Source organism: Frankia sp. AgB32 (genome assembly GCF_023243045.1).
Classification (GTDB): Bacteria; Actinomycetota; Actinomycetes; order Frankiales; family Frankiaceae; genus Frankia.
Map to the genome: position 1 here is coordinate 42,405 of NZ_JALKFX010000020.1, position 26,021 is coordinate 68,425.

Sequence of the window (26,021 nt, forward strand, 5' to 3'; positions counted from 1 at the left end):
GCCGCGACAGCGACGAAAGCTGGTGGGCGGCGCCCTGTCTCTTCCGCAGTGATAAATCGGGAGTGATAAATCGGGCGCGGCCCTGGGGAAGAGACAGGAACCGCCTCTCCCGCGAGCAACGTCGGCCTGACGTGAGTCTCGGCGGGCACGCATGCTGCCGTCCGGTCCTGCTGAGGCTGCGTCCGACGCGCTGTCAGGTACCGCCGATGACCGGCGGAGGGCCGCCTGGCCGTGACCGGGCTCAGCCGAAGTTGTCCATGGGCAGCGAGCGGATGTCGTCGCGCCGCAGCTGGCGGCCCAGCGGTCCGCTGGTCAGGCGGGGCGGCGGCCCCTCGTCGAGCCGCAGGCTTCGCGGCAGCGGCATCGGCACCGGCAGGTCCGGCTCCGCCTGCGGCGAGTCCGGGACGGGCGAGTTGGACGCGGTCGCGGCCCACAGGTCGACCTCGACGATGATCTCGCCGTTGTCCGAGGACATCCGCAGCCGGCCGCCATGCACCTCGACGAGCCGCCGCACGACGTACAGGCCCATCCCGGCGCCGTCGGTCTGCCGGGTCGCGGTTCCGTCGCGTTGGGTGAAGGGTTCGAAGAGCTGGTGAATCGTGGCCGGGTCCAGGTCCGGACCGGGGTTGCGGACGCGCAGCACGACCTCGTCGCCCACCCGGCCGGCGATCAGCCGCACCGGCGCGCCGGGCCAGGAATGGACCAGGGCGTTGTCCACCAGGTTCGCGACCACCTGGATGAGGGCTTGGCGCGCCATCCGCACCGGCAGCTCGGTCGGCAGGTCGACCGTCACGCTGCTCGGCGAGCTGGTGTACGGCAGGCTCGCGAGGACGTGGCGAACGACCTCCGGCAGGTCGGCGATGGTGGTCTCGTCCGCACCCGTCGCCGTGGCAGCCGTCAGCATGTTCTCCAGCAGCCGCGACAGGCGGTCCGAGTTGTTCACCGCGGCGTCGAGGAGGTCGTCGAGCTGGGCGTCGGAGAGCCGGCTGCGCCGGCGCTTGATGGTGAGCAGGTTGCCGCGGATACCGGTCAGCGGCGTACGAAACTCGTGCGACACCGTGGCGACGAGGTCGCTGCGGATGCGGTCGGTCTCCTCCAGCCGCGCCATCAGGCTCTGCTGGCCTTCGTAAAGCTGCTGGCGGTATTCCTCGACCCGTCGCCGCGACTGCTCGTTGTAGTGCCAGAAGACCATCTGCGCGCAGGCCAGCGCGAAGATGAAGCCGGCGTGCAGCCCGGCGAGCAGCCACGCGTTGTCCATCACCGGTGTACGGGCGGCGATGATGTCGCCCATCACCAGGTTCGCGACGAACACGAACGCGATCGCCAGCAGGTAGACCGTCCACTCCTCGTACAGCGCGATCAGCGCGACGACGACGAAGAAGTGGAAGTACATCGGGGTGAGGCCGTTGGAGATGTGCACCAGCACGACCGAGCAGCACAGCAGGCCCAGACTCGCGGCCAGCGCACGGACCCGACGCCGGCCGGGCACGACCGCGGCGGCGAACAGCAGCGCGGGCGGGCTCGCAGCCAGGAAACCGTGCTCCGGGCTCAGCCCGCGGAAGACCGCGAAGAGGACGATGATCGGCAGATGCATGGCCAGGACCAGGCACATGAGGGTGTGGCGCGCCGTCCAGTCCTCCAGCGGCAGCCCGCGCCCCTGCGGCAGGCGGGTGGCAAGACGCCGCAGCGGGCCGGTGGATCCGCTCCCCCTGGCTCTCGCAGCGCCCGTGGACAGCCGCGACACCGACGCCAGCGAACGCGATCGGGAGCCGCGTCGGGGCGCGCGACCTGGGCGGGCGCTGCCGTGTCGACGCCGGGCCCGGTCGGGGGTCGATGGACTGACGGTGGACATCCGCGCCAGTTTCTACCGGAGGCGCCTGGGAGCACCATGGTTGTCAAGGATGGTGTCCCATGGCGACAGTGCCCAGGTTTGACTAGGCCATCCGCACCAGACGGCACCGGGCTCATCGGAGCATGGCGCGAACGTTGGTGTGGCGACCAGGCTGTGGTCCGCGAGGTGGCCCCAGGAGGGTCGCCCATGGAGGAGGACACCGTGCCCCCAGTGGCCATGACAGCCTCGACCGCGTCCGTGATCGCCCCGCCGTGCGCGGCCCGCGGCGGCGCCTCGACAGCTGACGCCACCGGCGAAGCCGCCCTGCCCCACGCCCGCGCGCTGCCGGCCCGGCCGATGCTGCGCCTGGTCTCGACCGGTCAGGCCGGTGACGAGGGGCCCGAGGCCGAGGTCCATGGCTGGGGTGGCCCCGCCTCCTGCAACTGCCGCGAGTGCACGATGGCCCGCCACCCGGCGGCCATGCCCAGACTCACCGTTGTCCGCTGACCCAGCAGCGGCCGCGGACACGACAATGGCCCACGGAGAGTTTTCCGTGGGCCATTGTGACGTCTGAACCAAGCCAGGCATACCTTTGATCTTCTGTTGGAGATAAAGGATAAGCCCGTGGTAGCCCCGACCGGATTCGAACCGGCGCTACCGCCTTGAGAGGGCGGCGTCCTGGGCCACTAGACGACGGGGCCAAGACTTTCACATATGGTGCTGACGTACGGATCGTAGTGTACACGATGCCGGTCAAGTCAGGCAAAGCTGCACTTCGTCGTTCAGCCGTACGCTGGGGTACCAGGACTCGAACCTAGACTAACGGAGCCAGAATCCGTTGGGCTGCCAATTACCCCATACCCCATGGGGCCCTGTGTTCGGGCGCTGCCCACTCTACCTCATGCCGCCGAGTGACCATGCATCTGGGGCCCCGATGCCCGTTCGGCATCCGGGTGACCTCCGCGGCTCCCCGACGAACGGGACGCACCCGACCGGATCCTCCACCCGCACCCCCAGGTCCCGGCGGGCGCCGGCCTCAGCGGGCGACGACCGGGTTGGTCAGCGTGCCGATGCCATCGACGGTGACCGCGACGGTCTGTCCCGGCCGCATCGGGCCGACTCCCGCCGGCGTGCCCGTCAGCAGCACATCCCCGGGCAGCAGGGTCATCGCCGCCGACATGTACGCGACGAGCGCCGGCACATCCCGCAGCAACAGCTTCGTGCGGCTGTTCTGCCGCAGTTCGCCGTCGACCGTCGTCCGCAGTGCCAGGTCGGACGGATCAAGATCCGTCTCGATCCAGGGCCCGATGGGGCAGAAGGTGTCGTGCCCCTTCGCCCGCGTCCACTGGCCGTCCGCCTCCTGCTGGTCCCGGGCGGTCACGTCGTTGGCGCACGTGTAGCCGAGCACCACCGACGACGCCCGTTCCACCGGCACGTCCCGGCACAGCCGGCCGATCACGACCGCCAGCTCGCCCTCGAAGTCCACCCGCTCGCTGTCCGCGGGCAGCGCGATGGGATCGCCCGGCCCGGCCACACTCGTCGACGGCTTCAGGAACAGGATCGGCTGCGGCGACGGGCTGTCACCGCCCATCTCCCGGACATGGTCGGCGTAGTTCTTGCCGACACAGAGCACTTTGCTGGGCAGGACGGGGGCGAGCAGCCGGACGTCGGCGAGCGGCCGGCGCACGCCGGTGAACGCGAACGATCCGAACGGATGCGGGGCGATGCCCGCGATCTCGGCCGTGCCGTCCTCGACCGAACCCTCGACAACGCCGAATCCCGGTTCGGCTCCATCGGTGAACCTCGCGATACGCACCCCATGACCGTATCGGTCAGCGGGACCTACGCTGGCCGGTGCCGGTCACTCGGCGCCGTCGGCCGCCCCGCTACGGCGACCGGCATGATCGGGTTCGCCAGAACGGCGGCCCGTGGCCGAGAATCGGGCCAGATTCCCGGACAGTTCAGCCGCCCGGCCGCCGGACGGGTCAGCGGAGTTCCGGCCGCCGGCCCCAGGCCGGACCCCGGCCAGTGCTTCACCGGAGAATGCCGGACGCAAGCGGATGCAGCGGAAAGGAGAACGGTGAGCGAGATCGACACGACCCCGGTGTACGACGTGGGGGCGCCCGAGCCGAAGCCGATCGACGAGGAGCTCAGCGTCAAGCTCGGCCACCTGGCCGAGGACGCGATCCTGCGCGGCAAGCCCAACGGCGACGAGCGCTGTGACAACTGCCTGTACTACCTCGACACCGACAAGGACATCACCTACTGCTGGCACCCGAAGCTGCGTGTCCTCGTCGGCGGCGACTGGTGGTGCCAGTGGTGGGAGGAGATCCCGGAGGACTGATCCGCTCCCAGGGACTGATCCGCGTCAGGGACTGGACGGCTCGGGAGCCGACGGGCTGTCCGCGGGCCCGACGCGGCGAGCGGCCACGCCGCCCGCCGCGTCGGGCCGGGCTCAGCTCGCGGTCGGGTCCGCGCGCTCGCCCTGGCGGCGCAGCCCGTAGTTCACCGCGTCCTCCAGGGCGGACCACGACGCGGCGATGATGTTCTCGTCGACCCCGATGGTGTCCCAGCGGGAGCGGCCGTCGGTGGTGCCGACCAGCACCCGGGTGACGGCGCCGGTGCCCTGCTTGCCGTCGAGGATGCGGACCTTGTAGTCGACGAGCTCGAGGTCGGCCAGGCCGGGATAGGCCTTCTCCAGCGCGTCGCGCAGCGCCGTGTCGAGCGCGTGGACGGGGCCGTTGCCCTCGGCGGTCGCGACGTGGCGCGCTCCGTGCGAGCTGAGCTTGACCGTCGCCTCGCTGACGACCTCGCCGTCGGGGCGCTGCTCGACGATGACCCGCCAGGACTCCAGGGTGTAGAAGCGCTGGCGACCGCTCACCTCGTCGCGCAGCAGCAGTTCGAACGACGCCTCGGCGGCCTCGTAGGCGAACCCGGCCGCCTCGCGCTCCTTGACCAGGTCCACGACGCGGCCGAGGGCCTCGCGCTCGTCCGAGAGGTCCAGGCCGAGTTCGCGACCCTTCAGCTCGATGGTCGCGCGGCCCGCCAGTTCGGAGACGAGCATCCGCATGTCGTTGCCGACGGCGGCCGGATCGATGTGCTGGTACATGTCCGGGTCGATCTTGACGGCGCTGGCGTGCAGACCGGCCTTGTGCGCGAAGGCGCTGGCCCCTACGTACGGCCGATGCGGGTCGGGGACGGAGTTGGTCACCTCGTCGATGGCGTGCGAGACGCGGACGATCTCCGCCAGCCGCCCCGGCGGCAGCACGGCGCGGTCAAGCTTGGTCTCCAGCCCGGCGATGATGCTGAACAGGTTCGCGTTGCCGCACCGCTCGCCGTAGCCGTTCGCCGTGCCCTGCACGTGGGTCACGCCGGCCTCGACGGCGACGAGGGTGTTCGCCACGGCGCAGTCGGCGTCGTTGTGGCAGTGGATGCCGAGCCGGGCGCCGGTCGCGGCGAGCACGTCCGCGACGACCGCGCCGATGCGGCCGGGCAGCATGCCGCCGTTGGTGTCGCAGAGCACGACGACCTCGGCCCCCGCCTCGGCCGCTGTCGTGACGACCTCGAGGGCGTAGTCCGGGTGGACCCGGTAGCCGTCGAAGAAGTGCTCGGCATCGAGGAAGACCCGCTTGCCCTCCCGGCACAGGTAGGCGACCGTGTCCCGGATCATGGCCAGGTTCTCGGCGGCGTCGGTGCGCAGGGCGCGCTCCACATGCCGCAGGTCGGACTTCGCGACCAGGCAGACCACCGACGTCCCGGCGTCGCGCAGGGCCGCGACCTGGGGGTCGTCGGCGGCGACGCGGCCGGCGCGGCGGGTGGCGCCGAAAGCGGCCAGCCGGGCGGTCGCCAGGGTCAGTTCGGTGCGGGCGCGGGCGAAGAACTCCGCGTCCTTCGGGTTCGACCCCGGCCAGCCGCCCTCGATGAAGCCGACTCCGAGATCGTCAAGGTGACGGGCCACCGCGAGCTTGTCGCCGACGGAAAGCGACAGACCCTCCTGCTGGGTACCGTCTCGCAGGGTCGAGTCGTAGACGTGCAGGGAATCGGGATCGTATGGCCGCACGGCGGGCACCTCTCCGGTGACTCGGATGGCCGCGGGACCAGGTCGACCGCAGCCGCCCCGCCGCCCGCCAGGCCGCACCCGGATCTTGTTCCGGTGGTGACCTCCGGCGGGGACAGGACCTGGGGCCGCCACGCGCCCGGTCCCATGGTCAGCGACCGGTGCGCGCGACGGAGACGGGTTCGCCGCCGGGTGGCAAGCCTACGATGTAACAGTCTGGACATGTGACGACTGTGACATGCGCAACACTAACAGGCCACACGCGGACTACGTCACCATTAGTCGCCAGCGAACTTCCGGAGCCGATCGACCTGCAGAATCGTGATCGTCTGCCCCTCCGAGAGGATCCAGGACCGCCGCTCGAACTCGCGCAACGCCTGGTTCACCGACTGCCGCGAGCCGCCGAGCAGCGAGGCGATCTCGGTCTGGGTGAGGCCCAGCTCGATGACCGTCCGGCCTGCCTCCCGCATCCGCAGCAGGAGCAGCTTCGCCACTCGCCGTGGCAGGTCGAGGAACACCAGGTCGGCGTTTGCCCCGGTGAGGCGCCGCACGTGTGCGACGAGGGCGCGGATGAGCTGCTCCGCGACGGCCGGCCGTTCCCGGACCAGCTCCCACACCGCCGTCCGGTCGAGCACCAGCGCCGTACTGGGCTCCAGCGCCTCGACGCTGGCGGAGCGGGTACCCGCCTCGACGATGTTCAGTTCGCCCAGCGTCTCCCGCGGGCCGGCGATGTTCAGGACATGGTCACGTCCGTCGTCCGCCTTCGTGAGAATCTTCAGCCGCCCACTGGCGACGACGAGCAGGGTGTCCGCGGGCTCGCCTTCGGTGAAGACCACCTGCCCGCGCCGGAATCGCCGCGTCACCGCCCGTGAGGCGAGCCGCAGCAGATCCTCCTCGTCCAGCTCCTTCAACAGCGTGGTCGCGCGGAGGAGGGCGACCGCCTCGTTGTCGTGCATGCGGTGACCGTAGCGCCGCCGGTCCTCCTCGTGCGCCGCAGCCGTCAAGGAGGGTCGAGCCGACAGCGACGATGCCACGGGAACATCCTCTGCGAACGTCACGCGCACATCACGCCGCTACGTGCCGGCCACTCCAGCAACGCACAACGTCACGCATACTGAGGACGCCGGCGACGTCGCCACCCGATGTGACAATCAGGTGACGGAACCCTCCGCGCAGCATCGCGGCCGCCGCGTCATCCAACGACCAGGCCGGATCCGCGAAGACGACATCCCGGGTGAGGTGGTCACCCGCGGTCTCGACATCCGGATCCTGCCCCGCGGCGAGCGAACGAAGTATGTCCCGCTCGGTGAGGATTCCGTACCCCGCACTGTCGGCGTCCCGCACGACCGCGGCGCCGACCTTGCGGGCCGCCATCAGCCGCGCCGCCTGCCGGAGCGAGTGACCGGGACCAATCATGAGAACAAGGGAACTCATCCCTTCCGAAACTCGCACGAGGCCCTCCCGACGCTTGTGCGCTCGTGAACGCATTCACCGCGACGGTAGGCCCCAGGAGGCGGCTTGACCAGACGAAAACGGAAGGCGACGTGGCCTGAATGTGACCTCGACCACGCCGCCGTCCAACACCGGGCGCCGATATGCCCCCTATGTCGGCTAACTCCCGACGAGCTCGTTCCAGGACCGGTACCGCTCCACCTCACCGCGGGTGGCACGGTGGAAGATCTCCAACAGTTCGCGGGTCACCGGGCCCGGCTTGCCCGTACCGATCTGCCGATCGTCGACCGACACGATCGGCACGATCTCCGCCGCCGTACCGGTGAAGAACGCCTCGTCCGCCAGGTAGAGATCGGTCCGCACGATGTGCTGTTCGAGCACCTCGTACCCCTGGTCGGCGGCGATGCGCATGATCGAGGCCCGGGTGATGCCGCCGAGCGGGCCGTCGGTGAGCAGCGGCGTGATGACCTTGCGGCCGGAGACGATGAAGACGTTCTCGCCGGTGCCGTCCGCGATGTGGCCGTTGGGGCTGGTGAGGATGGCCTCGTCGTAGCCCGCCTTGACCGCGGCGACCTTGGCCAGCGACGAGTTCAGGTACTGCCCGGACGCCTTCGCCGCCGGCGGCGTGATGTTCGGGTCGTTGCGCTTCCAGGAGGAGATCATCGCGCGGACGCCGTTGGCCTCCGCCTCCTCGCCGAGGTAGGCGCCCCACGGCCAGACCGCGATCATCACCTCGACCGGCGACGGCAGCGGGTTGAGCCCCATCTCCCCGTAGCCCAGGTACACCAGCGGCCGGATGTAGCAGGAGCCGATGTCGTTGACCGCGATCGTCTCCTTGGTGGCCGCCACCACCTGCTCCTGGGTGAAGGGCGGTTCCATCACGTAGATCTTCGCGCTGCGGTACAGCCGGGCGATGTGGTCCGTCAGCCGGAACACCGCGGGGCCGTCCGCGGTCTCGTAGGCGCGGATGCCCTCGAACACTCCCCAGCCGTAGTGCAGGGTCGGGTTGAGGACGTGGATACGGGCGTCGTCCCAGTCGACGAACTCGCCACTCATCCAGATCTTCGAGGTCGGGGAAATCGGCACGGCGGACTCCAGCGCGATACGACGAGGCAAACGGACTGACTGGGATGACGATTGCGCCGCTCATCGCCATGGTGAGGCCTCGACGGCTGCCGTCTACCGGATCTACGGCTCCCGACCGAGGATAACCACCGCGACTCGCCCCCGGCGAGCCATGGACGAACTCCCGGGCCCCGGCAGCGGCCCGAACGAGCGGCGTCCGCCGCCGGGGTCGGCGGTAGGGGTCAGCCCGCGGCGCGGGCCGCCAGGTCCTCGCCGCGCTCGCGGGTCGACAGCGTCGCCGCGCCGGCACTCGCCCGGTCCGCCAGCGACGCCGCCACGGCGGCCTCGACCCGCGCCGCCTCGTCCTGGTGGCCGAGGTGGTCGAGCAGCATCGCCACGGACGCGACGGTCGCCGTCGGGTCGGCCAGCTGCCGCCCGGCGATGTCGGGAGCACTGCCGTGCACGGGTTCGAACATGCTGGGGTTGGCGCCGGAGGGGTCGAGGTTCCCGCTCGCGGCCAGCCCGATGCCACCGGTGATCGCCGCGCCGATGTCGGTGATGATGTCGCCGAACATGTTGTCGGTGACGACCACGTCGAACCGACCCGGGTCGGTGACGAAGAACATCGACGCCGCGTCCACATGCTGGTAGTCGACCCGCACGTCGGGGAACTCGGGCGCCACCTCGGCGACCGTGCGCGACCACAGGTCGCCGGCCTTGGTCAGGACGTTGTTCTTGTGCACCAGGGTGAGGTGCCTGCGCTCGCGGCGGGCGGCCCGGCGGAACGCGTCGCGCACGACCCGCTCGACCCCGAAACGGGTGTTGAGGCTCTCCTCGGTGGCGATCTCGTGCGGGGTGCCGCGCCGCAGCACGCCGCCGGCCCCGGCATACGGACCCTCGGTCCCCTCCCGGACCACGATCATGTCGATCGACGGCTCACCGGCGAGCGGCGAACGAACCCCCGGGTACAGCCGCACGGGCCGCAGGTTGACGTGGTGGTCGAGCTCGAAGCGCAGCCGCAGCAGCAGGCCGCGCTCGAGCACGCCGCTCGGTACGCCCGGGTCGCCGACCGCGCCCAGCAGGATCGCGTCGTGCCCGCGCAGCTCCTCGAGAACCGAGTCGGGCAGCGTCTCCCCCGTCTGGTGCCAGCGACGGGCCCCCAGGTCGTACTCGGTCGTGTCCACCTTGGGATGCACGGTCCGCAGTACCCGCAACCCTTCGGCCACCACCTCCGGGCCGATTCCGTCACCGCCGATCACCGCAAGCCTCATGAACTCGACTGTAGCCGGACGCCGGTCGCCGACAGCACGCGCCGGGGCCGGGCGTTCCCGATTCACACGCGGGTGTCATGCCGACCCGGCACGTCCGCCAGGTACCACACCGCAATGGCCAGACCCGGCGCCGACCACCGTCTTCGCCCGATGCAACTACTCGAAGTAATCAAAGGTAGCCGCCTCCACTACAACGATCACTACCGTTGTCGGCGACTTGAGAAATGTTCATCACCACGGCAGACATCCCCGCCCGACGTCATCACGCGAGGATGTGCGGCAATTGTCAGAACCGACGAGTGATCGGGGGCGCACGACCGGCGAGCCGTCGACGACCGGCCTATTTCGGCGATCTGCCACAAGAAAGCCGGCGTCCAACAATCGGATCGATACCCGCCGGTCGCACAAAAGAGCGCAGGACCCACAACTCCGGACGGTACTCGCATCGGTCTCCGGGACCAGATGGTAAGAACCTCACTTACAGGACGGGTGCGACGTGCTTGATGCGAGGGGGTGCACGGCGCATGATTACTCGACAGCGGGCTTCGGCGTGTCCGCCGGTCCGCGGTCGCGCCGAGACCGGGCAGACCGGCGGCCCCAGGTGGAGCGTGCCGCCGGCCGCGAGGCCACCGCCACGGCCGGGGCGCCGGCCATTGACCATGCCGTGACGGTCGGCGGGTCCGCGGCCAACGTCGTCCCTGCGGACCGGGGTTACGAGGCGGACCTTCCCGACCTGGATCGCATTCTCGCCGACCCCGCCGAACCCGCGCTGTACTTCCAGCCAATCGTCGATCTTCAGCGCGGCGTCATCGCGGGATACGAAGCGCTCGCCCGCTTCCACACCCATCCGACGCATTCGCCGGACCGCATCTTTGCCGCCGCCGACCGCCGGGGGCTCGCGTCCGAGCTAGAGGCCCGGGTGCTCACCGCGGCGCTCGCCGCCCGCGACCATCTGCCGGACCGCTGTTTCCTCGCCGTCAACGTCCTTCCGCACCTGCTCGACTCCGCCGCGGTCACGGCGGTGTGGCGCGACGCGGATCTGCGCCAGGTGGTGCTGGAACTCAACGAGGCGGTCGATCTCGACAACACCGTGGGCCTGACGGCGATCGCGAGCGAGCTGCGCAATCGCGGCGCCTTCCTCGCCATGGACGACGTCGGCTCCGGCTATGCGGGGCTGCGCCAACTCGCCCGGGTCCGGCCGGACTTCGTGAAGCTGGACCGCTCGCTGGTCGAGAACGTCGACGACGATCAGGTCAAGATCGCGCTCACCGAACTGGTCGGCAACTTCGCCAGCCGGCTGAACGGCTGGGTGATCGCGGAAGGCGTCGAGCGGGTCGACGAACTGGCGATGCTCGTCGGCCTCGGCGTACCGCTCGGCCAGGGGTTCCTGCTCGGCCGCCCGGCGCGAAGCTGGCAACAGCTCGACCCGGGCGTCGCCCGCCGCATCCGGGCGCTGTCCGAGCGCAGCAACCGTGCGGCGAGCGTCGAAAGCCTGATGGAGCGGGTGCAGGTGAGCGTCGGCGACTCCGGGCGCTGCGCGATGTCGGCCGACTGCCCGAGCTGCCCGATGCGGCCCGCCGCCGCCCACGGCGAATCGGCGGACGGACCGGACGACGACCAGCCCGCGGACCGCGCGACGATCATCGTGTCGAACCGCTGCCGCCCGGTGGCGCTGCACCTGGCCGCCGGACCCGGTGGCGGCACCGATCCACGCCGGGTGCCGACGACGCTGTTCGCCCGCCCGGAGGAGTCCGTCACGGAGGTGGCCCGCCGCGCCATGACCCGTGCCCGGGCCAGCCGGTTTGATCCCGTCATAATCGTTACCGAGATGGGCCGACCGCTCGGTCTGGTCCGGATGGAGCGCCTGATGCTGCGTCTCGCGGAAATGTCGACATGAGACGGAACCGTTATTGGACCGCGCAGGCCCTGATGGGCCCCAGTCCCGCCGTCGGCAGCCGTTTACCGCCCCATGAGTTCACGGTCCGTCGACCTGCCATGAAGGAATTCTACTGCGGCGCGATCATTCACGGCTGTGAGACGCGGATTGCGGCGCCGACCGAGGAGGAACTCGTCCGCTCGGTCGACACCCATGCCCGGGTCGACCACGGTCTCCCCGAGGTCCCGGACACTCTGGTCGAGCAGGTCCGCCACGCCTCACGCCAGGCGGACCTGCTCGACTGAGCACCACCAGCCGCCCAGAACTCCGGACGGCCCCAGCTCAGCCCTCCGGGGTGGTGCCCGCCCCGGAGGAGGTTGCCGCCCCGGGGATGGCCGCCACCCGCGCGGCCCGGTTCACCGCGCTCACCACCGCCCGCAGCGACGCGGTGACGATGTTCGGGTCGATGCCGACACCCCAGAAGATCCGGTCGTCGACAGCGACCTCCAGGTAGGCCGCCGCCCGGGCGTCGGCGCCCGAACCCAGCGCGTGCTCGTTGTAGTCGAGGATCCGCACGCTCAGGTTCCTGCTGGCCAGCGCCGCGACGAAGGCGTCGATGGGCCCGTTGCCAACGCCGGTGAGAATCGCCTCCGCGCCGTCGACACGCACCGAGACGGACACCTCGTCCCGCTCCCCCGAGGCCGCTGTCGTGCGTGAACCCAGCAGCTGCAGCGGGCCGTCCGTCTCGACACCGGCCAGGAAGTACTCACGGCGGAAGATCTGCCAGAGCTGCTCGGCGGTGACCTCGCCGCCCTCGGTGTCGGTGTGGCGCTGCACGACGCCGGAGAACTCGATCTGCAGCCGCCGCGGCAGGTCCAGCGAGTGCTCCGACTTCAGCAGGTACGCCACCCCGCCCTTGCCGGACTGGCTGTTCACCCGGATGACGGCCTCGTAGCTGCGCCCGACGTCCTTCGGGTCGATCGGCAGGTAGGGCACCTCCCACAGCGTCTGGCCGGTGCGCGCCATCGCCTCGAAACCCTTCTTGATGGCGTCCTGGTGCGAGCCGGAGAAGGCCGTGTAGACGAGGTCGCCGCCGTAGGGGTGCCGAGGATGCACCGGCAGCTGGTTGCAGTACTCCACCGACCGCCGGACATCGTCGATGTCCGAGAAGTCGATCATCGGATCGATGCCCTGGGAGAACAGGTTCAGCCCCAGGGTCACCAGGCAGACGTTGCCGGTGCGCTCGCCGTTGCCGAACAGGCAGCCCTCGACCCGGTCGGCGCCGGCCAGCACGCCGAGCTCGGCCGCGGCCACCGCGCAGCCGCGGTCGTTGTGCGGGTGCAGCGACAGGATGACCGCGTCGCGGCGGGTCAGGTGCCGGCTGACCCACTCGATCTGGTCGGCGTAGACGTTCGGGGTCGACATCTCGACGGTCGCCGGCAGGTTCAGCACCACCGGTCGCTCGGCGGTCGGCTGCCACACGTCCATGACGGCCTCGCACACCTCGACCGCGTAGTCCAGCTCGGTGCCGGTGAACGACTCCGGGCTGTACTGCCAGCGCACGTCGGTGCCGTCCAGCAGCTTCTCGGCGTACTGCAGGCACCAGCGCGCGCCCTGCACGGCGATCTCGGTGACGCCCGCGCGGTCCAGCCCGAACACGACGCGGCGCTGCAGGGTCGACGTGGAGTTGTACAGGTGGATCAGCGCCCGCTTCGCGCCGACCAGCGAGGCGGCCGTGCGCTCGATCAGTTCCTCGCGCGCCTGCGTCAGTACCTGGATGACGACGTCATCCGGGATGCGGTCCTCCTCGATGAGCTGGCGGACGAAGTCGAAGTCGGTCTGGCTCGCGGCCGGGAACCCGACCTCGATCTCCTTGTAACCCATCGCGACCAGCAGCTCGAACATCTGCAGCTTGCGGGCGGGGGTCATCGGGTCGATCAGCGCCTGGTTGCCGTCGCGCAGGTCGACGCTGCACCACTGGGGGGCGCGGGTGATCGTCCGCTCGGGCCAGGTGCGGTCCGGCAGCGCTACCGGGGTGAACGGCCGGTACTTCTCGACCGGCATGCCAGACGGCTGTTGCGTGGTCATTGCGCTCCTGCTTCCTGAAAAGAGCACGCGGCGACCGTGTCGCACGATCGTCCGGGGCGGGGAAACCGGGAGACCTTCGCGGACCGGAGCGCCGGGCCGGTGGTGGTCACGGCCAGGTCGCTGCGGCGGCGGAATCCCGACGCTGGCGCACGAGAACACCGCGACGGGGAAGCCAGCTGGATCAGGCCCCGCCGCGGCGGCTAAGAAGCAGCAGCGCATGCATCGGGAGTAGACATTACCCGATGGCCCGGGCCTGGTGCGCGAATCAGGCGCCGATCGGTCCCAATGACCGGAAGGCGCCGGAGCGCACCGCCAGATCATCGGTCCGCACCGTACAGACCGCGGTTCGGGCGCCGGACTGCCAGCTTGGCTCGGACGGGTAGACGGTGCCGACCACGTGGTGCGGAGTGGAGTCAATGGCGCCGACGTAGTCCCGCAGCGCGCCGGCGCAGCGCTGGCCGGCCGCCTTGGCCAGCGTCGAGGCGCCGGGCCAGCGGACGAAAAGCGGGGCGAGGTCCACCAGCCGGGTGACCTCGTCGATGTGCGGGCGGTCGCAACCGACGCGGACCGGGGTCACCGGCTCGGGTGGGGCCGTCGAGTTCGCCGCGATGGGAGTCCAGAGCAGGCAGTCGCCCTTGCGCAGGCTGTCCAGCAGCCCCTTCGACAGCGCGAAGCCCGCGGGCGGCTGGTTCCAGCCGCTCGTGACCACGGGGACGGCGGCAGACGGCGAGTCGCCCGGCAGGGCCGCGGACGCGCCGAGACGGGAGGCCGTGCCCACGCCGCCGCGCGTCGCCGTCTGGCGCAACGCCACCACCGTAATTGTGATCATACTCAGGGTGATCGCCACAAAAGTGACCACCTGGGCGATGCGACGGGAACGCTTCGGCAGGCTCGGCGGCGTCACCAGCCGATGAAAGAAGCCGGGCAGCCCGCGGGGAGCGGGAACGACCTGGCAACGTCCGGATGCCGGCCTGCCCTGATGCCGGGCGCGTTCGGCCGCGGACGGCTCGAGAAAACGGGCCCCGCGGACGAATCGCTCATCCAGGCGAAGCCCCTCAAACGGGTCCTGATGCCGCGACGCCATGTCTGCCACGGTAAACCCGACAGTCAACTTCCTGCGTGTGTTCCTCGTAAAGATCAGCCCGCGCCGCGCCCGAGGCCGCCTTCCGCCGCCCGGACGCAGGTGGCCGGCCACTCACGGCGACCAGTGTCTGGCCGATACGGGCCTTCACCGGTCGCCGGGAGCCTGCCACCTGCGGTGTCGGAGCTCACCCGGGCGCGGGGCTCCGAAGCGCCAGCCGCGCCCGGCGCCGGGGTGCCGGTGCGGCCGCTAGTCGGCGCGGATACTGACCGCGCGCGCATAGGAGGCACCGATGATCTTCGCGATGTCGGCCAGGATGTCCGGGGCCACCGCGTCGTCGAGGGACAGCGACATCAGCGCCTCGCCACCCACCTGCAGCCGGCTGACCTGAGCGCTGGCGATGTTGATACTCGCCTCGCCGAGCAGCGCGCCGACGGCGCCGACGATGCCCGGCCGGTCGGAGTACCGGAAGAACGCCAGGTGGTTCTCGGGTCGGATGTCGACCTCGAAGCCGTCGATCGCGGTGATCTTCTCGACCTGGCGCGAACCGATCAGGGTGCCGCTGACCGACACGGGGGTGCCGTCGGCAAGCACGCCGCGCAGGGTCACCAGGTTGCGGTAGTCGCCGCTCTCCTCGGCGGTCTCCAGCGCCACGTCGACGCCGCGCTCCTTGGCCAGCAGCGGCGCGTTGACGTAGGTGACCTGCTCCTCGACGACGTCGGAGAACACCCCCTTGAGCGCCGCGAGCTGCAGCACGGACACGTCGTGGGCGGCGATCTCGCCGCGCACGTCGACGGTGATCGAGGCGGCGACGCCACCGGCGAGACCGGTGAACAACTGACCCAGCTTCTCGGCGAGCGGCAGGCCGGGCCGGACGTCCTCGGCCACCACGCCACCGGCCTGGACGTTGACCGCGTCGGGCACGAACTCGCCCTGCAACGCGAGCCGCACGGAGCGGGCGACGGCGAGGCCCGCCTTGTCCTGGGCCTCCTGGGTGGAGGCGCCGAGGTGCGGGGTGACCACGACGTTGTCGAGGCCGAACAGCGGCGAGGAGGTGGTCGGCTCGGTGACGAACACGTCGATGCCGGCGCCGCCGACCTGACCCGAACTCACCGCGTCGGCGAGCGCCGACTCGTCCACCAGGCCGCCGCGGGCGGCGTTGACGATGATGACCCCACGCTTCGTCCGGGCCAGCTCGTCGGCGCCGATCAGGCCGAGGGTCTCCGGCGTCTTCGGCAGGTGGATGGTGATCGCGTCGCTGCGGCGCAGCAGCTCGTCGAGGTCGACGAGGGTGACCCCGAGCTGCGCGGCCCGGGCTACCGAGACATACGGGTCGAAGGCGAGGACCTTCATCCCGAAGCCGGCGAGGCGCTGCGCCACCAGGACGCCGATGCGGCCGAGCCCGACCACGCCGAGGGTCTTCTCGACCAGCTCGACCCCGGTGTACTTCGACCGCTTCCACTCGCCGCCGCGCAGCGACTGGTTGGCCGCCGGGACCCGGCGGGCGACGGCGAGCAGCAGCGCGATGGCGTGCTCGGCTGCGCTGACGATGTTCGACGTGGGCGCGTTGACGACCATCACGCCGCGCTGGGTGGCCGCGGCGACGTCGACGTTGTCCAGCCCGATGCCGGCGCGGGCGACGACCTTGAGCTGGCCCGCCGCGGCGAGCGCCTCGGCGTCGATCTTCGTCGCGGACCGGACGATGACGGCGTCGACATCGGCGAGGGCGGGCAGGAGCGCCGAGCGGTCGGCACCGTCGACGTGACGAAGCTCGAAGTCCCCGGACAGCACCTCCAGCCCGGCCGGCGACAGCTCCTCGGCTACGAGTACGACGGGCACTGGACCACTCCTATAGCGGCTTCTGGTCAGGCCGCGGGCGACGCGGATCGGATCGGTCCCGCGGCCGTCGCGGCCCGGCGGTGACGGGACGAGCTGACTGTGGCGGGCCCAGCCTACCGACGCTCATCGGGCCCACTGCGGGTTTCTCCTCGGTTTCACCAAGATGACGCGCACCCGCCTCGTCACCTGGCACGTCCTGGTGACCACGAACCCCGCCGGCCGCGCCCGACCGGCGGGGTACGGCGTCCTAGCGGGCGATCCAGGACATCAGCGGCCGCAGGCGGGCGCCGACCTGCTCGATCGGGTGCTGCTTGCCCTCCTCGACGAGCTTGTTGAACGTCGCGCGGCCGTTGTCGTCCTCCGCGACCCACTCGCGGGCGAACGTGCCGTCCTGGATCTCCTCCAGGATCTTGCGCATCTCCGCCTTGACGGCCGGGGTGACGACCCGCGGCCCGCGGGTGACGTCGCCGTACTCGGCGGTGTCGGAGATCGAGTAGCGCATCTGCGAGATGCCGCCCTCGTACATGAGGTCGACGATGAGCTTGAGCTCGTGCAGGCACTCGAAGTACGCGACCTCGGGGGTGTAACCCGCCTCGACCAGCGTCTCGAACCCGGCCTGGACCAGGGCGCTCGCGCCGCCGCAGAGCACGGCCTGCTCGCCGAACAGGTCGGTCTCGGTCTCCTCGGTGAAGGTGGTGCGCAGCGCGCCGGCGCGGGTGCCGCCGATGGCCTTGGCGTAGGCCAGCGCGATCGCGAGGGCCTTGCCGGAGGCGTCGTTCTCGACGGCGACGAGGACGGGCACGCCCTTGCCCTCCTCGAACACCCGGCGGACCAGGTGGCCGGGGCCCTTGGGCGCGACCATGAACACGTCGACGCCGGCCGGCGGCTCGATCAGGTTGTAGCGGATGTTGAAGCCATGCCCGAACGCGAGCGCCTTGCCCTCGCTCAGGTGCGGGGCGATGGACTCGGCGTAGATCTTGCGGTGGGTGGTGTCCGGCGTGAGCAGCATGATGATGTCGGCCTCGGCGGACGCCTCCGCCGGGGTGAGCACGCGCAGGCCCTCCTCGGTCGCCTTCTGCCGGCTGCGGCTTTCCGCGGGCAGGCCGACCCGCACGTCGACGCCCGAGTCGCGCAGGTTCAGCGCGTGCGCGTGGCCCTGGCTGCCGTAGCCGATGACGGCGACCTTCCGGCCGGCCAGAACGTCGAGCGAGGCGTCATCGTCGTAGTAGATCTCGACCATCGTGGGGGTCTCTCTTCTCGTGGGGTGAACTGCGTGCGGGACATGCGGGGCGGGAAACAGCGGTGCGGCGCCGGCGGCGACCGGTCAGGCCGTGCGTTCGACGGAACGCAGGCTGCGGTCGGTGATCGACCGCGAGCCGCGACCGAGCGCGACCATGCCGGACTGGACCAGTTCCCGAATACCGAAGGGTTCCAGCATGCGGATGAGGGCGTCCAGCTTGTCGCGGGTGCCTGTCGCCTCGACGGTGACGGCGTCCTGGGCGACGTCGACCACCTTGGCACGGAACAGGGCGACCGTCTCCAACACCTGGGACCGCACGGCCAGGTCGGCGCGCACCTTGACGAGCAGCAGCTCCCGCTGCACCGAGACGGACGTGTCCATCTCGACGATCTTCAGGACGTTGACCAGCTTGTTGAGCTGCTTGGTCACCTGCTCGAGCGGCAGGTCGTCGACCGCGACGACGATCGTCATCCGGGAGACGTCGGCGTGCTCGGTCGGCCCGACGGCGAGCGACTCGATGTTGAACCCGCGCCGGGAGAACAGTCCGGAGACCCGGGCCAGCACACCCGGCTTGTTCTCGACCAGCACGGACAGGGTGTGGTGGGTGGTCACAGGTTCACCTCGGCGTCGCCGGAGTAGTCGAAGTCGGGGGCGAGGTCGCGGGCGACCCGGATCTCGTCGTTGCTCGCGCCAGCGGCGACCATCGGCCAGACCATCGCGTCGGGGTGGACCACGAAGTCCACGACGACCGGCGCGTCGTCGATCGCCATCGCCTTCTCGATCGTCTCGTCGACCTCGGCGGCCGACTCGCAGCGCAGCCCCACGCAGCCGAGCGCCTCGGCGAGGCGGACGAAGTCCGGCACCCGCTTGACCCCGGTGCGCGGCGACGCCGGATGCGTGCCGAGTTCGGTGTTGGAGTACCGCTTGTCGTAGAACAGGGTCTGCCACTGGCGGACCATGCCCAGCGAGCCGTTGTTGATGACCGCCACCTTGATCGGGATGCCCTCCAGGGCACAGGTGGCCAGCTCCTGGTTGGTCATCTGGAAGCAGCCGTCGCCGTCGATCGCCCACACCGTGGCGTCCGGGCGACCGACCTTGGCACCCATCGCGGCCGGCACGGCGTAGCCCATCGTCCCGGCGCCGCCGGAGTTCAGCCAGGTGTAGGGGTTCTCGTAGGAGATGAACTGGGCCGCCCACATCTGGTGCTGCCCCACCCCGGCCGCGAAGATCGTCTCCGGGCCGGCGATGCGGCCGATGCGCTCGATGACGTGCTGCGGGGCCAGCGAGCCGTCGGCCGGGGTCTCATAGCCGAGCGGGTAGGTGCGCCGCCAGCCGTCCAGGGTGCGCCACCAGCCCTCGAGGTCGGGACGCTGCTCGGCCGCCAGCGCCGCGACCAGCTCGGTGATCACCTCGCGGCAGTCGCCGACGATCGGCACGTCCGCGGTCCGGTTCTTGCCGATCTCGGCCGGGTCGATGTCGGCGTGGATGATCGCGGCCTTCGGCGCGAAGGACGCCAGCCGGCCGGTGACCCGGTCGTCGAAGCGGGCGCCGAGGGTGATGAGCAGATCGGCCTTCTGCAGGGCGGTCACCGCGGCGACCGAGCCGTGCATGCCGGGCATGCCCAGGTGCTGGGGGTGCGAGTCGGGGAAGGCGCCGCGGGCCATCAGGGTGGTGACGACCGGGATGCCGGTCATCTCCGCGAGCGTGCGCAGCTCCGCCGCCGCCCGGGCCTTGAGCACGCCGCCACCGATGTAGAGCACCGGCCGCCGGCTCGCGCTGATCAGCTTCGCCGCCTCCCGCACCTGCTTGCCGTGGGGGCGGGTCACCGGACGGTAGCCGGGCAGGTCCAGCGTCGGCGGCCACACCTCGTGCGGCAGCACGGCGGTCACCGCCTGCAGGATGTCCTTGGGCAGGTCGACGAGCACCGGGCCGGGCCGGCCGGTGCCGGCCAGGTGGAACGCCTCGGCGATCGTGCGCGGGATGTCGTCGGCGCTCTGGACCAGGAAGTTGTGCTTGGTGATCGGCAGGGTGATGCCGCAGATGTCCGCCTCCTGGAAGGCGTCGGTGCCGATCGCGGCGCTGGCGACCTGACCGGTGATGGCCACCATCGGCACCGAGTCCATGTAGGCGTCGGCGATCGGCGTCACCAGGTTCGTCGCGCCCGGCCCGGACGTCGCCATGCACACCCCGACCTGGCCGGTGGCCTGGGCGTAACCCTCGGCCGCGTGGCCGGCGCCCTGCTCGTGGCGAACGAGGATGTGCCGCACCCGGGTGGAGTCGAACAACGGGTCGTAGGCGGGCAGGATCGCCCCGCCGGGGATGCCGAAGACCACCTCGGCTCCGACCGCCTCAAGGGAGTGGACGAGCGACTGGGCTCCGGTGATCTCTCGTGTCATCTGGGCGTCATCCTTGAGGCCGAGGTGTGTGCGGCGGGGTGTCCCCGGCAACGGACGCCGGGCACGAAAAAGCCCCTCGTGCCGGAGGCACTGAGGGGCGGCGCACGGGTCGAGGTGCTCGACTACGCGCGCTCAGAACGTACAAGAATCGAATGGTGCACGGATCTACCGTGCCGGAGTTCTCGTCATACGTCAAGCAGAGCCGCCGTCAGCCCGGGGACACGGGTAATCCCGGGCGCGTCGCCGGGCCGCGCGATCCGGCGGTCCGGACCAGGCGGATCAGGCGGATGGGCCGGACCCGGCGGGACCTGTCCGGCTGTCCGGCTGGCTCTCCGTCTGTCTGGCTGGCCGTCTGGCTGGCCGTCCGGCCGGCTGTCCGGCCGGCTGTCCGGCCGGCTGTCCGGCGCGGTCAGCGACCGCCGGCCGCGGGGGCGGGGCCGGTCACCGAGCCGCCGTCGAGGGCGGTGAGGAAGCGGCTCGCGATCGGCGCCGCCGTGTCGGCGCCGAAACCGCCGTCCTCGACCACGACGGCGAACGCCACGTCGCCGCGGTAGCCGACGAACCAGGCGTGCGTCGGCGGCGGGTTGCCGTCCTTGTACTCGGCGGTACCGGTCTTGCCGAAGACCTCGCCGGGCATCGGCACCCCGGCCGCGGTGCCCTCGGTGACCACGGCACGCATGAAGTCGCGCAGCCCCGGCAGGACGGCCGGCGGGATGGCGTTGCTGCGCGCCGGCTGGCCGGCGACGAACGGCTGGCGCCAGGTGCCGCTGGCCACCGCGGCGGCGACGCTGGCCATCTGCAGCGGCGAGACCTCGATGCGGGCCTGGCCGATGGCTGCGGACGCGGACTCGGCGGCGTCCCGCGGGGTCGGGAAGCTGCCGCCGACGCTGGCGATGTCCAGTGGCGGGGCGCCGTCGAAGCCGTAGAGCTGCGCGGCCTTCTCCAGGGAGCCCGCGGGCAGGGACTCCTCCAGCCGGATGAAGGCGGTGTTGCAGCTCTTCGCGAACGCGGTGCGCAGCGGGATGGTGCCGAACTGCTCGGCCTCGGCGTTCTGGAACGTCCGGCCGTCGACGCTGACCGACTGGGTGCAGTCCAGCGGGGTGTTCGCGGACTTCCCGTTCATCAGCGCCGCCGTCGCCGTAATGATCTTGAAGGTGGACCCCGGCGGGTACTTGCCGCGGATGGCCCGACTCGCCCCGCTCGGCGGATGGTTCGCCAGCGCCAGGATGCCGCCGGTACGGGTGTCGATCGCGACCATGGCGGCGGTCGGCTGGGCCGCGGTGGCCAGGGCGTCCTCGGCGGCCTGTTGCACCCGCAGGTCGAGCGTGGTGCGCACGGCCGTGCCGTCGGTCATCGGATAGGTGTGCAGCGTCTGGACGGTCCGGTTCTGCGCGTCGCGCACGACCACGGCGCCGCCCTGGGCGCGCAGCCTGGTGTCGTAGACCCGCTCCAGGCCCGACAGCGGGCCCGGCCGGCCGACGAGATTGCCGGCGAGGTCGCCGGAGTCGCGCAGCGGCCGGCCGTCGGCGGCCAGCAGGTCGCCGCGGTGCCCGGTGGACTCGGTTCGGTCCAGGTGCAGACCCGGGCGCAACGCCGGGTGGACGGCGGCCGACTCCGCGCGGACCATCCAGCCCTGCCCGGTCGAGACCAGGTTGAGGGTGCCGGCGTACTCCAGCGGCGTCGGCAGGCCGGACAGGGTGAGCTTCGCGACGTAGGGCGCCGTCGCCGCCGAGCCCTTGCGGCTGATCGACCCCTCGGTGAAGGACGCGCCCGTGACCAGCAGCCGGTCCCGGACGTCCGCCATGGTCGACACCAGGGTCGGGACGTCGATGCTGCCCGCGACGCTCTCCGCGGTCACCGCGGCCCGCCCGGCCTTGTCGTCGCCCGCGCCCGCGGCGGCCGGCGTCGTGGCCGTACCCGCAGCCGGCGTCGGCGCGGCGGCGCCCGCGGCGCCGGTCGTGGCCGCGGTTGTCGCCGTGCCGCCGGTTGTCGACAGGGTGCGCCAGGCGGCGAGGTAGGCCGCCGCCGCGGTGCGCACCCGCTTGTCGGCCGCCCGGGACTGCGCCCGGTCGTTCAGGACGTATCCGATTCCGCTGCCCGCGGCCAGCACGAGGATGACGACGACGGCAATGATCGTCCGCCGCCGGCCGCGACCCCGACGCCGAGACGTCGACGCGGTGAAGCCGGACGGTGTGAGGGGCACGGCGACCCCCCTCCCCTCGCTCACGCTGACCCGATCGGAAGCTCACCCTACGAAGGCCCCCGGCACCGCGCATCCGACGCGCCGCTCGTCGTCGGCAACCCGACACGCGGATCGGATACGGCAGGAGAACGTGGTCTCTTCGGGCTCGCGCCACGCCAGGACAACGCACACGCCGCCGACGGACCGCCCGGATCAGGCCCAACCTCGCGGGTCGGGCCTCTCCCCCAGAGATCCCAGAAACCGTCACAGCCCCCGAAGCCGCCACAAACCGTCCGACGACTCCACGATTACCCTATCCGCCCACAGCCGCGGCGGATCCGGTGGGCGGTGGGCTGGTGGGGGCGGAGCTCAGGAAGCGCCGAGGCGTTCGAGCAGCAGGGTGCGGACGCCAGCCGCGTCGGCCTGGCCCCGCATCGCCTTCATCACCGCGCCGACCAGCGGGCCGACGGCGTTGATCTTGCCGCCGCGGACCTTCTCGGCGATGTCGGGCGCGGCGGCGATCGCCGCGTCGACCGCGGCGGTGAGCGCCCCGTCGTCGGCGACGACGGCGAGGCCGCGGCCGGCGACGACCTCGTCGGGGGTGCCCTCGCCGGCGAGCACGCCGTCGATGACCTTGCGGGCCAGCGCGTCGGTGAGCTCGCCCCCGGCGATCAGCACGGTGATCCGCGCGACGTCGGCGGGTGTGATCGCGAGCTCGTCCGGCGCGATCTCGGCATCTGCGGCGCGGCGGGCAAGCTCGTTGAGCCACCACTTGCGCGCCGCCGGCGGGGTGGCCCCGGCGGCCACCGTCTGCTCGACCAGGTCGAGAACTCCCGCGTTGCCCAGGTCAACGAGGTCGCGGGGGGTGTAGCCGTGCTCGGTGACGAGGCGGGCCCGGCGGGCCGCGGGCAGCTCCGGCAGGCTGGCCCGCAGCTCCTCGATGAACTCGGCGGACGGCGCCAGCGGGGCGAGGTCCGGCTCCGGGAAGTACCGGTAGTCGGTCGCCTCCTCCTTGGAACGGCCCGGCGAGGTCCGCCCGACCCCCTCGTCGAAGTGCCGGGTCTCCTGGCGGATCCGCTCGCCGTCGTCGAGCAGCGCCGCCTGGCGGGTGATCTCGTAGCGGGCCGCCCGCTCGACCGAGCGCAGGGAGTTGAGGTTCTTCGTCTCGGTACGGGTGCCGAACGGCGCGTCCGGTTCGCCGGGCGCGGGACGGCGACGCAGCGAGACGTTCGCGTCGCAGCGCAGCGAACCCTGCTCCATCCGGACATCGGACACGCCCAGGGCGCGGATCAGCTCACGCAGCTCGTCGACGTAGGCCCGGGCGACCTCGGGCGAACGGATGTCGGGCTCGGTGACGATCTCGACCAGCGGGATGCCGGCCCGGTTGAAGTCGACCAGCGAGTGGGTGGCCCCGTGGATGCGGCCGGTGGCGCCACCGACGTGCAGCGACTTGCCGGTGTCCTCCTCCATGTGCACGCGGGTGATGCCGACCCGGTGGGTCTCGCCGTTCACCTCGACGTCGAGCCAGCCGTTCGTGCACAGCGGCTCGTCGTACTGGCTGATCTGGAAGTTCTTCGGCATGTCCGGGTAGAAGTAGTTCTTCCGCGCGAAGCGGCACCAGGACGCGATGTCGCAGTTCAGCGCGAGCCCGATCAGCACGGCGAAGCGCACGGCCGCCTCGTTGACCACCGGCAGGGCACCGGGCAGCCCGAGGCAGACCGGGCAGACCTGGCTGTTCGGCTCGGCGCCGAACGCGGTCGCGCAGCCGCAGAACATCTTGGAGACGGTGCCGAGTTCGACGTGCGTCTCCAGGCCGATCACCGGCTCGTAGCGGGCGGTCGCGTCGGCGAAGGAGGGCAACGCGCTGGCGGGAGCCGCTGTGCTCACCGGAGGTACTCCTCTTGTGTCGCTAGATGCAGGTATCGGCCGGTCGTCATGCGGGCGGTGCGGCGCCGTCGTCGTCGTGTGGCGGCGTGGACGGCGGTCGCGCGCGGGTGTCGCGGAGATGCACGTAGGTGAGGAACACCGCGCCGGGCAGGCCGATCACGCCCCACAGCAGCAGGATCGGCTGGAGCGTGGCGATGCCCAGGCCGAGCACGACCAGGTCGAGCACCCACACCACGATCAGGAGCGTGCGGTCCTGCCGACCACTGCGCAGGCTCACCATCGCGAGCTCCCCGGTGCCCGGCGGGCCGGGTCGGCGCCGGTCACAGCGCCGGGGCCTCGTCGAGCAGCGGGTGGCCGCGGTCGGCGTCGAGCGCCGCCTCCAGCGCCCCGCCGACCAGGTACAGCCGGTCGTCGGCGAACGCCGGCGCCATGATCTGAACACCCACGGGCAGCCCGTCCACGAGCCCGGCGGGCAGGCTCATCGCGGGCCCGCCGGCCAGGTTCGACGGGATCGTGCACAGGTCCGACAGGTACATGGCGACCGGGTCGTCGACCTTGTCGCCCAGCGGGAACGCCGGCGTGGGGGTGGTCGGCGAGACCAGCACGTCGACCTGCTCATAGGCGGCGGCGAAGTCCCGGCTGATCAGGGTCCGGACCTTCTGCGCCTGGCCGTAGTAGGCGTCGTAGTAGCCCGAGGACAGCGCGTAGGTGCCAAGGATGATGCGGCGCTTCACCTCGGGGCCGAACCCGGCCTCGCGGGTGCGGCTCATGACCTCCTCGGCGCCGGCCAGGCCGTCGTCGCCGACGCGCAGCCCGAAGCGCATCGCGTCGAACCGCGCGAGGTTGGACGAGCACTCGCTCGGCGCGATCAGGTAGTAGGCGGACAGCGCGTACTCGAAGTGCGGGCAGCTCACCTCGACGACCTCGGCACCGAGCCCACGCAGCGCCTCGACGGCGGCGGCGAACGCGGCCTGCACCCCCGGGTCGTACCCGTCGCCGGCGAGCTCGCGGACCACGCCGACGCGCAGCCCGCGCACGTCCCGGCGGCCGGCGGCGGCCACCACCGGCGGCACCGGCACGTCGACGCTGGTCGAGTCGAGCGGGTCGTGGCCGGCGATCGCCGCGTGCAGCAGGGCCGCGTCGGTGACCGTGCGGGCCAGCGGGCCGGCCTGGTCGAGCGAGCTGGAGAACGCGACGAGCCCGTAGCGGCTCACCCCGCCGTACGTCGGCTTCACCCCGACCAGGCCGCAGACCGCGGCCGGCTGGCGGATGGAGCCGCCGGTGTCGGTGCCGATCGCGAGCGGCGCCTCGAAGGCGGCGACGGCTGCGGCGGACCCGCCGCTGGACCCGCCGGGGATGCGAGTGGTGTCCCACGGGTTGCGGGTCGGCCCGTAGGCCGAGTTCTCGGTGGAGGAGCCCATGGCGAACTCGTCCATGTTGACCTTGCCGAGCAGCACGACGCCGGCAGCACGCAGCCGGCTGACGACGGTGGCGTCGTACGGCGCCTGCCAGCCCTCGAGAATCCGGCTGCCGCAGGTGGTCGGCATCCCGCGGGTGGTCAGCACGTCCTTGAGCGCCAACGGGACGCCGGCGAGCGGGCCGAGCCGCTCCCCGCCGGCGCGGCGGTGGGGGGCCGCCGGGGGCGGCGGGCCCCCCCCCCCCCCCCCCGCGGGCGGGGGGGCGGTCGGTGGCGGGCCTCGTGCCGACGACGGCGGCCGGACGGACGCTCGCCGGGACCGTGCTGGTCTCGTCGTGG

Annotated in this window: 21 protein-coding genes, 2 tRNA genes and 1 pseudogene; 4 read left to right on the top strand and 20 right to left on the bottom strand. The window is 71.5% G+C overall.

Translation table 11 applies throughout. The features are described from left to right. Positions 1-241: 241 nt before the first annotated feature. Positions 242-1,852, bottom strand: coding sequence for a sensor histidine kinase (locus tag MXD60_RS08675; protein WP_248818482.1), 1,611 nt, complete (start codon positions 1,850-1,852; stop codon positions 242-244). Positions 1,853-2,038: 186 nt separating this feature from the next. On the opposite strand from MXD60_RS08675, the gene MXD60_RS08680 reads away from it, so the two are divergent. Then, a complete protein-coding gene (locus MXD60_RS08680) occupies positions 2,039-2,338 on the top strand; it encodes a hypothetical protein (RefSeq protein ID WP_248818483.1) in 300 nt (99 codons plus the stop codon). A gap of 118 nt (positions 2,339-2,456) precedes the next feature. Here MXD60_RS08680 and MXD60_RS08685 read toward each other — a convergent pair. The 3 genes from MXD60_RS08685 to MXD60_RS08695 form a co-directional block, all read right to left on the bottom strand. Beyond that, a tRNA-Glu gene (locus MXD60_RS08685) sits at positions 2,457-2,532 on the bottom strand. A 92-nt stretch (positions 2,533-2,624) separates the two neighbouring features. Next, positions 2,625-2,696 (bottom strand) — tRNA-Gln (locus MXD60_RS08690). A gap of 171 nt (positions 2,697-2,867) precedes the next feature. Then, positions 2,868-3,647, bottom strand: coding sequence for a fumarylacetoacetate hydrolase family protein (locus MXD60_RS08695; protein WP_248818484.1), 780 nt, complete (start codon positions 3,645-3,647; stop codon positions 2,868-2,870). A gap of 264 nt (positions 3,648-3,911) precedes the next feature. Here MXD60_RS08695 and MXD60_RS08700 point away from each other — a divergent pair, with 264 nt between their 5' ends. Further along, positions 3,912-4,175, top strand: coding sequence for a hypothetical protein (locus MXD60_RS08700; protein WP_248818485.1), 264 nt, complete (start codon positions 3,912-3,914; stop codon positions 4,173-4,175). 111 nt (positions 4,176-4,286) lie between these two features. Here MXD60_RS08700 and cimA read toward each other — a convergent pair whose 3' ends face one another. From cimA to MXD60_RS08725, 5 genes are all read right to left on the bottom strand, one after another. Then, positions 4,287-5,891, bottom strand: coding sequence for a citramalate synthase (gene cimA, locus MXD60_RS08705; RefSeq protein WP_248818486.1), 1,605 nt, complete (start codon positions 5,889-5,891; stop codon positions 4,287-4,289). A 275-nt stretch (positions 5,892-6,166) separates the two neighbouring features. Then, on the bottom strand, positions 6,167-6,922 hold the full coding sequence (locus MXD60_RS08710; protein WP_368861196.1) for a Crp/Fnr family transcriptional regulator: 756 nt from the start codon (positions 6,920-6,922) through the stop codon (positions 6,167-6,169). 31 nt (positions 6,923-6,953) lie between these two features. Further along, a complete protein-coding gene (locus MXD60_RS08715) occupies positions 6,954-7,340 on the bottom strand; it encodes a CBS domain-containing protein (protein ID WP_248818487.1) in 387 nt (128 codons plus the stop codon). A 159-nt stretch (positions 7,341-7,499) separates the two neighbouring features. Next, a complete protein-coding gene (ilvE, locus tag MXD60_RS08720) occupies positions 7,500-8,426 on the bottom strand; it encodes a branched-chain-amino-acid transaminase (RefSeq protein WP_248818488.1) in 927 nt (308 codons plus the stop codon). A 221-nt stretch (positions 8,427-8,647) separates the two neighbouring features. Beyond that, complete coding sequence (locus tag MXD60_RS08725; RefSeq protein WP_248818489.1) at positions 8,648-9,676, bottom strand: 3-isopropylmalate dehydrogenase; 1,029 nt, start codon at positions 9,674-9,676, stop codon at positions 8,648-8,650. Between the two features lie 652 nt (positions 9,677-10,328). Between MXD60_RS08725 and MXD60_RS08730 the strand changes: the two genes are divergently transcribed. Both MXD60_RS08730 and MXD60_RS08735 read left to right on the top strand, forming a co-directional pair. Continuing rightward, complete coding sequence (locus MXD60_RS08730; protein WP_518467597.1) at positions 10,329-11,573, top strand: EAL domain-containing protein; 1,245 nt, start codon at positions 10,329-10,331, stop codon at positions 11,571-11,573. 98 nt (positions 11,574-11,671) lie between these two features. After that, a complete protein-coding gene (locus MXD60_RS08735) occupies positions 11,672-11,857 on the top strand; it encodes a DUF1059 domain-containing protein (RefSeq protein WP_248818490.1) in 186 nt (61 codons plus the stop codon). A 37-nt stretch (positions 11,858-11,894) separates the two neighbouring features. Here MXD60_RS08735 and leuA read toward each other — a convergent pair whose 3' ends face one another. The 11 genes and pseudogenes from leuA to gatA all read right to left on the bottom strand — a co-directional run. Further along, complete coding sequence (leuA, locus tag MXD60_RS08740) at positions 11,895-13,640, bottom strand: 2-isopropylmalate synthase (RefSeq protein ID WP_248818491.1); 1,746 nt, start codon at positions 13,638-13,640, stop codon at positions 11,895-11,897. A gap of 265 nt (positions 13,641-13,905) precedes the next feature. Next, positions 13,906-14,487 (bottom strand): septum formation family protein, encoded by a 582-nt coding sequence (locus tag MXD60_RS08745; RefSeq protein WP_248818492.1) that lies wholly within the window; start codon positions 14,485-14,487, stop codon positions 13,906-13,908. 153 nt (positions 14,488-14,640) lie between these two features. Beyond that, positions 14,641-14,724, bottom strand: a pseudogene (locus MXD60_RS30265) (SCO2583/SCO2584 N-terminal domain-containing protein); the annotation flags it as partial. A 246-nt stretch (positions 14,725-14,970) separates the two neighbouring features. Then, positions 14,971-16,560: a phosphoglycerate dehydrogenase gene (serA, locus tag MXD60_RS08750; RefSeq protein WP_248818493.1), complete on the bottom strand. Its 1,590-nt coding sequence runs from the start codon at positions 16,558-16,560 to the stop codon at positions 14,971-14,973. Positions 16,561-16,807: 247 nt separating this feature from the next. Next, positions 16,808-17,800, bottom strand: a complete 993-nt coding sequence (gene ilvC / locus MXD60_RS08755; protein WP_248818494.1) for a ketol-acid reductoisomerase — start codon at positions 17,798-17,800, stop codon at positions 16,808-16,810. Between the two features lie 84 nt (positions 17,801-17,884). Beyond that, on the bottom strand, positions 17,885-18,412 hold the full coding sequence (gene ilvN, locus MXD60_RS08760; RefSeq protein ID WP_248818495.1) for an acetolactate synthase small subunit: 528 nt from the start codon (positions 18,410-18,412) through the stop codon (positions 17,885-17,887). Beyond that, positions 18,409-20,247, bottom strand: a complete 1,839-nt coding sequence (locus MXD60_RS08765) for an acetolactate synthase large subunit (RefSeq protein WP_283098041.1) — start codon at positions 20,245-20,247, stop codon at positions 18,409-18,411. The genes ilvN and MXD60_RS08765 overlap by 4 nt, the downstream gene beginning before the upstream one ends. 358 nt (positions 20,248-20,605) lie before the next feature. After that, entirely contained in the window at positions 20,606-22,399 is a 1,794-nt protein-coding gene (locus MXD60_RS08770) for a penicillin-binding transpeptidase domain-containing protein (RefSeq protein ID WP_248818497.1), read from the bottom strand. Between the two features lie 348 nt (positions 22,400-22,747). Next, positions 22,748-24,265, bottom strand: a complete 1,518-nt coding sequence (gene gatB / locus MXD60_RS08775) for an Asp-tRNA(Asn)/Glu-tRNA(Gln) amidotransferase subunit GatB (protein ID WP_248818498.1) — start codon at positions 24,263-24,265, stop codon at positions 22,748-22,750. A gap of 46 nt (positions 24,266-24,311) precedes the next feature. After that, entirely contained in the window at positions 24,312-24,545 is a 234-nt protein-coding gene (locus tag MXD60_RS08780; protein ID WP_248818499.1) for a hypothetical protein, read from the bottom strand. A gap of 40 nt (positions 24,546-24,585) precedes the next feature. Further along, the coding region (gene gatA, locus MXD60_RS08785; RefSeq protein WP_248818500.1) for an Asp-tRNA(Asn)/Glu-tRNA(Gln) amidotransferase subunit GatA at positions 24,586-26,021 on the bottom strand (1,436 nt) is incomplete at its 5' end.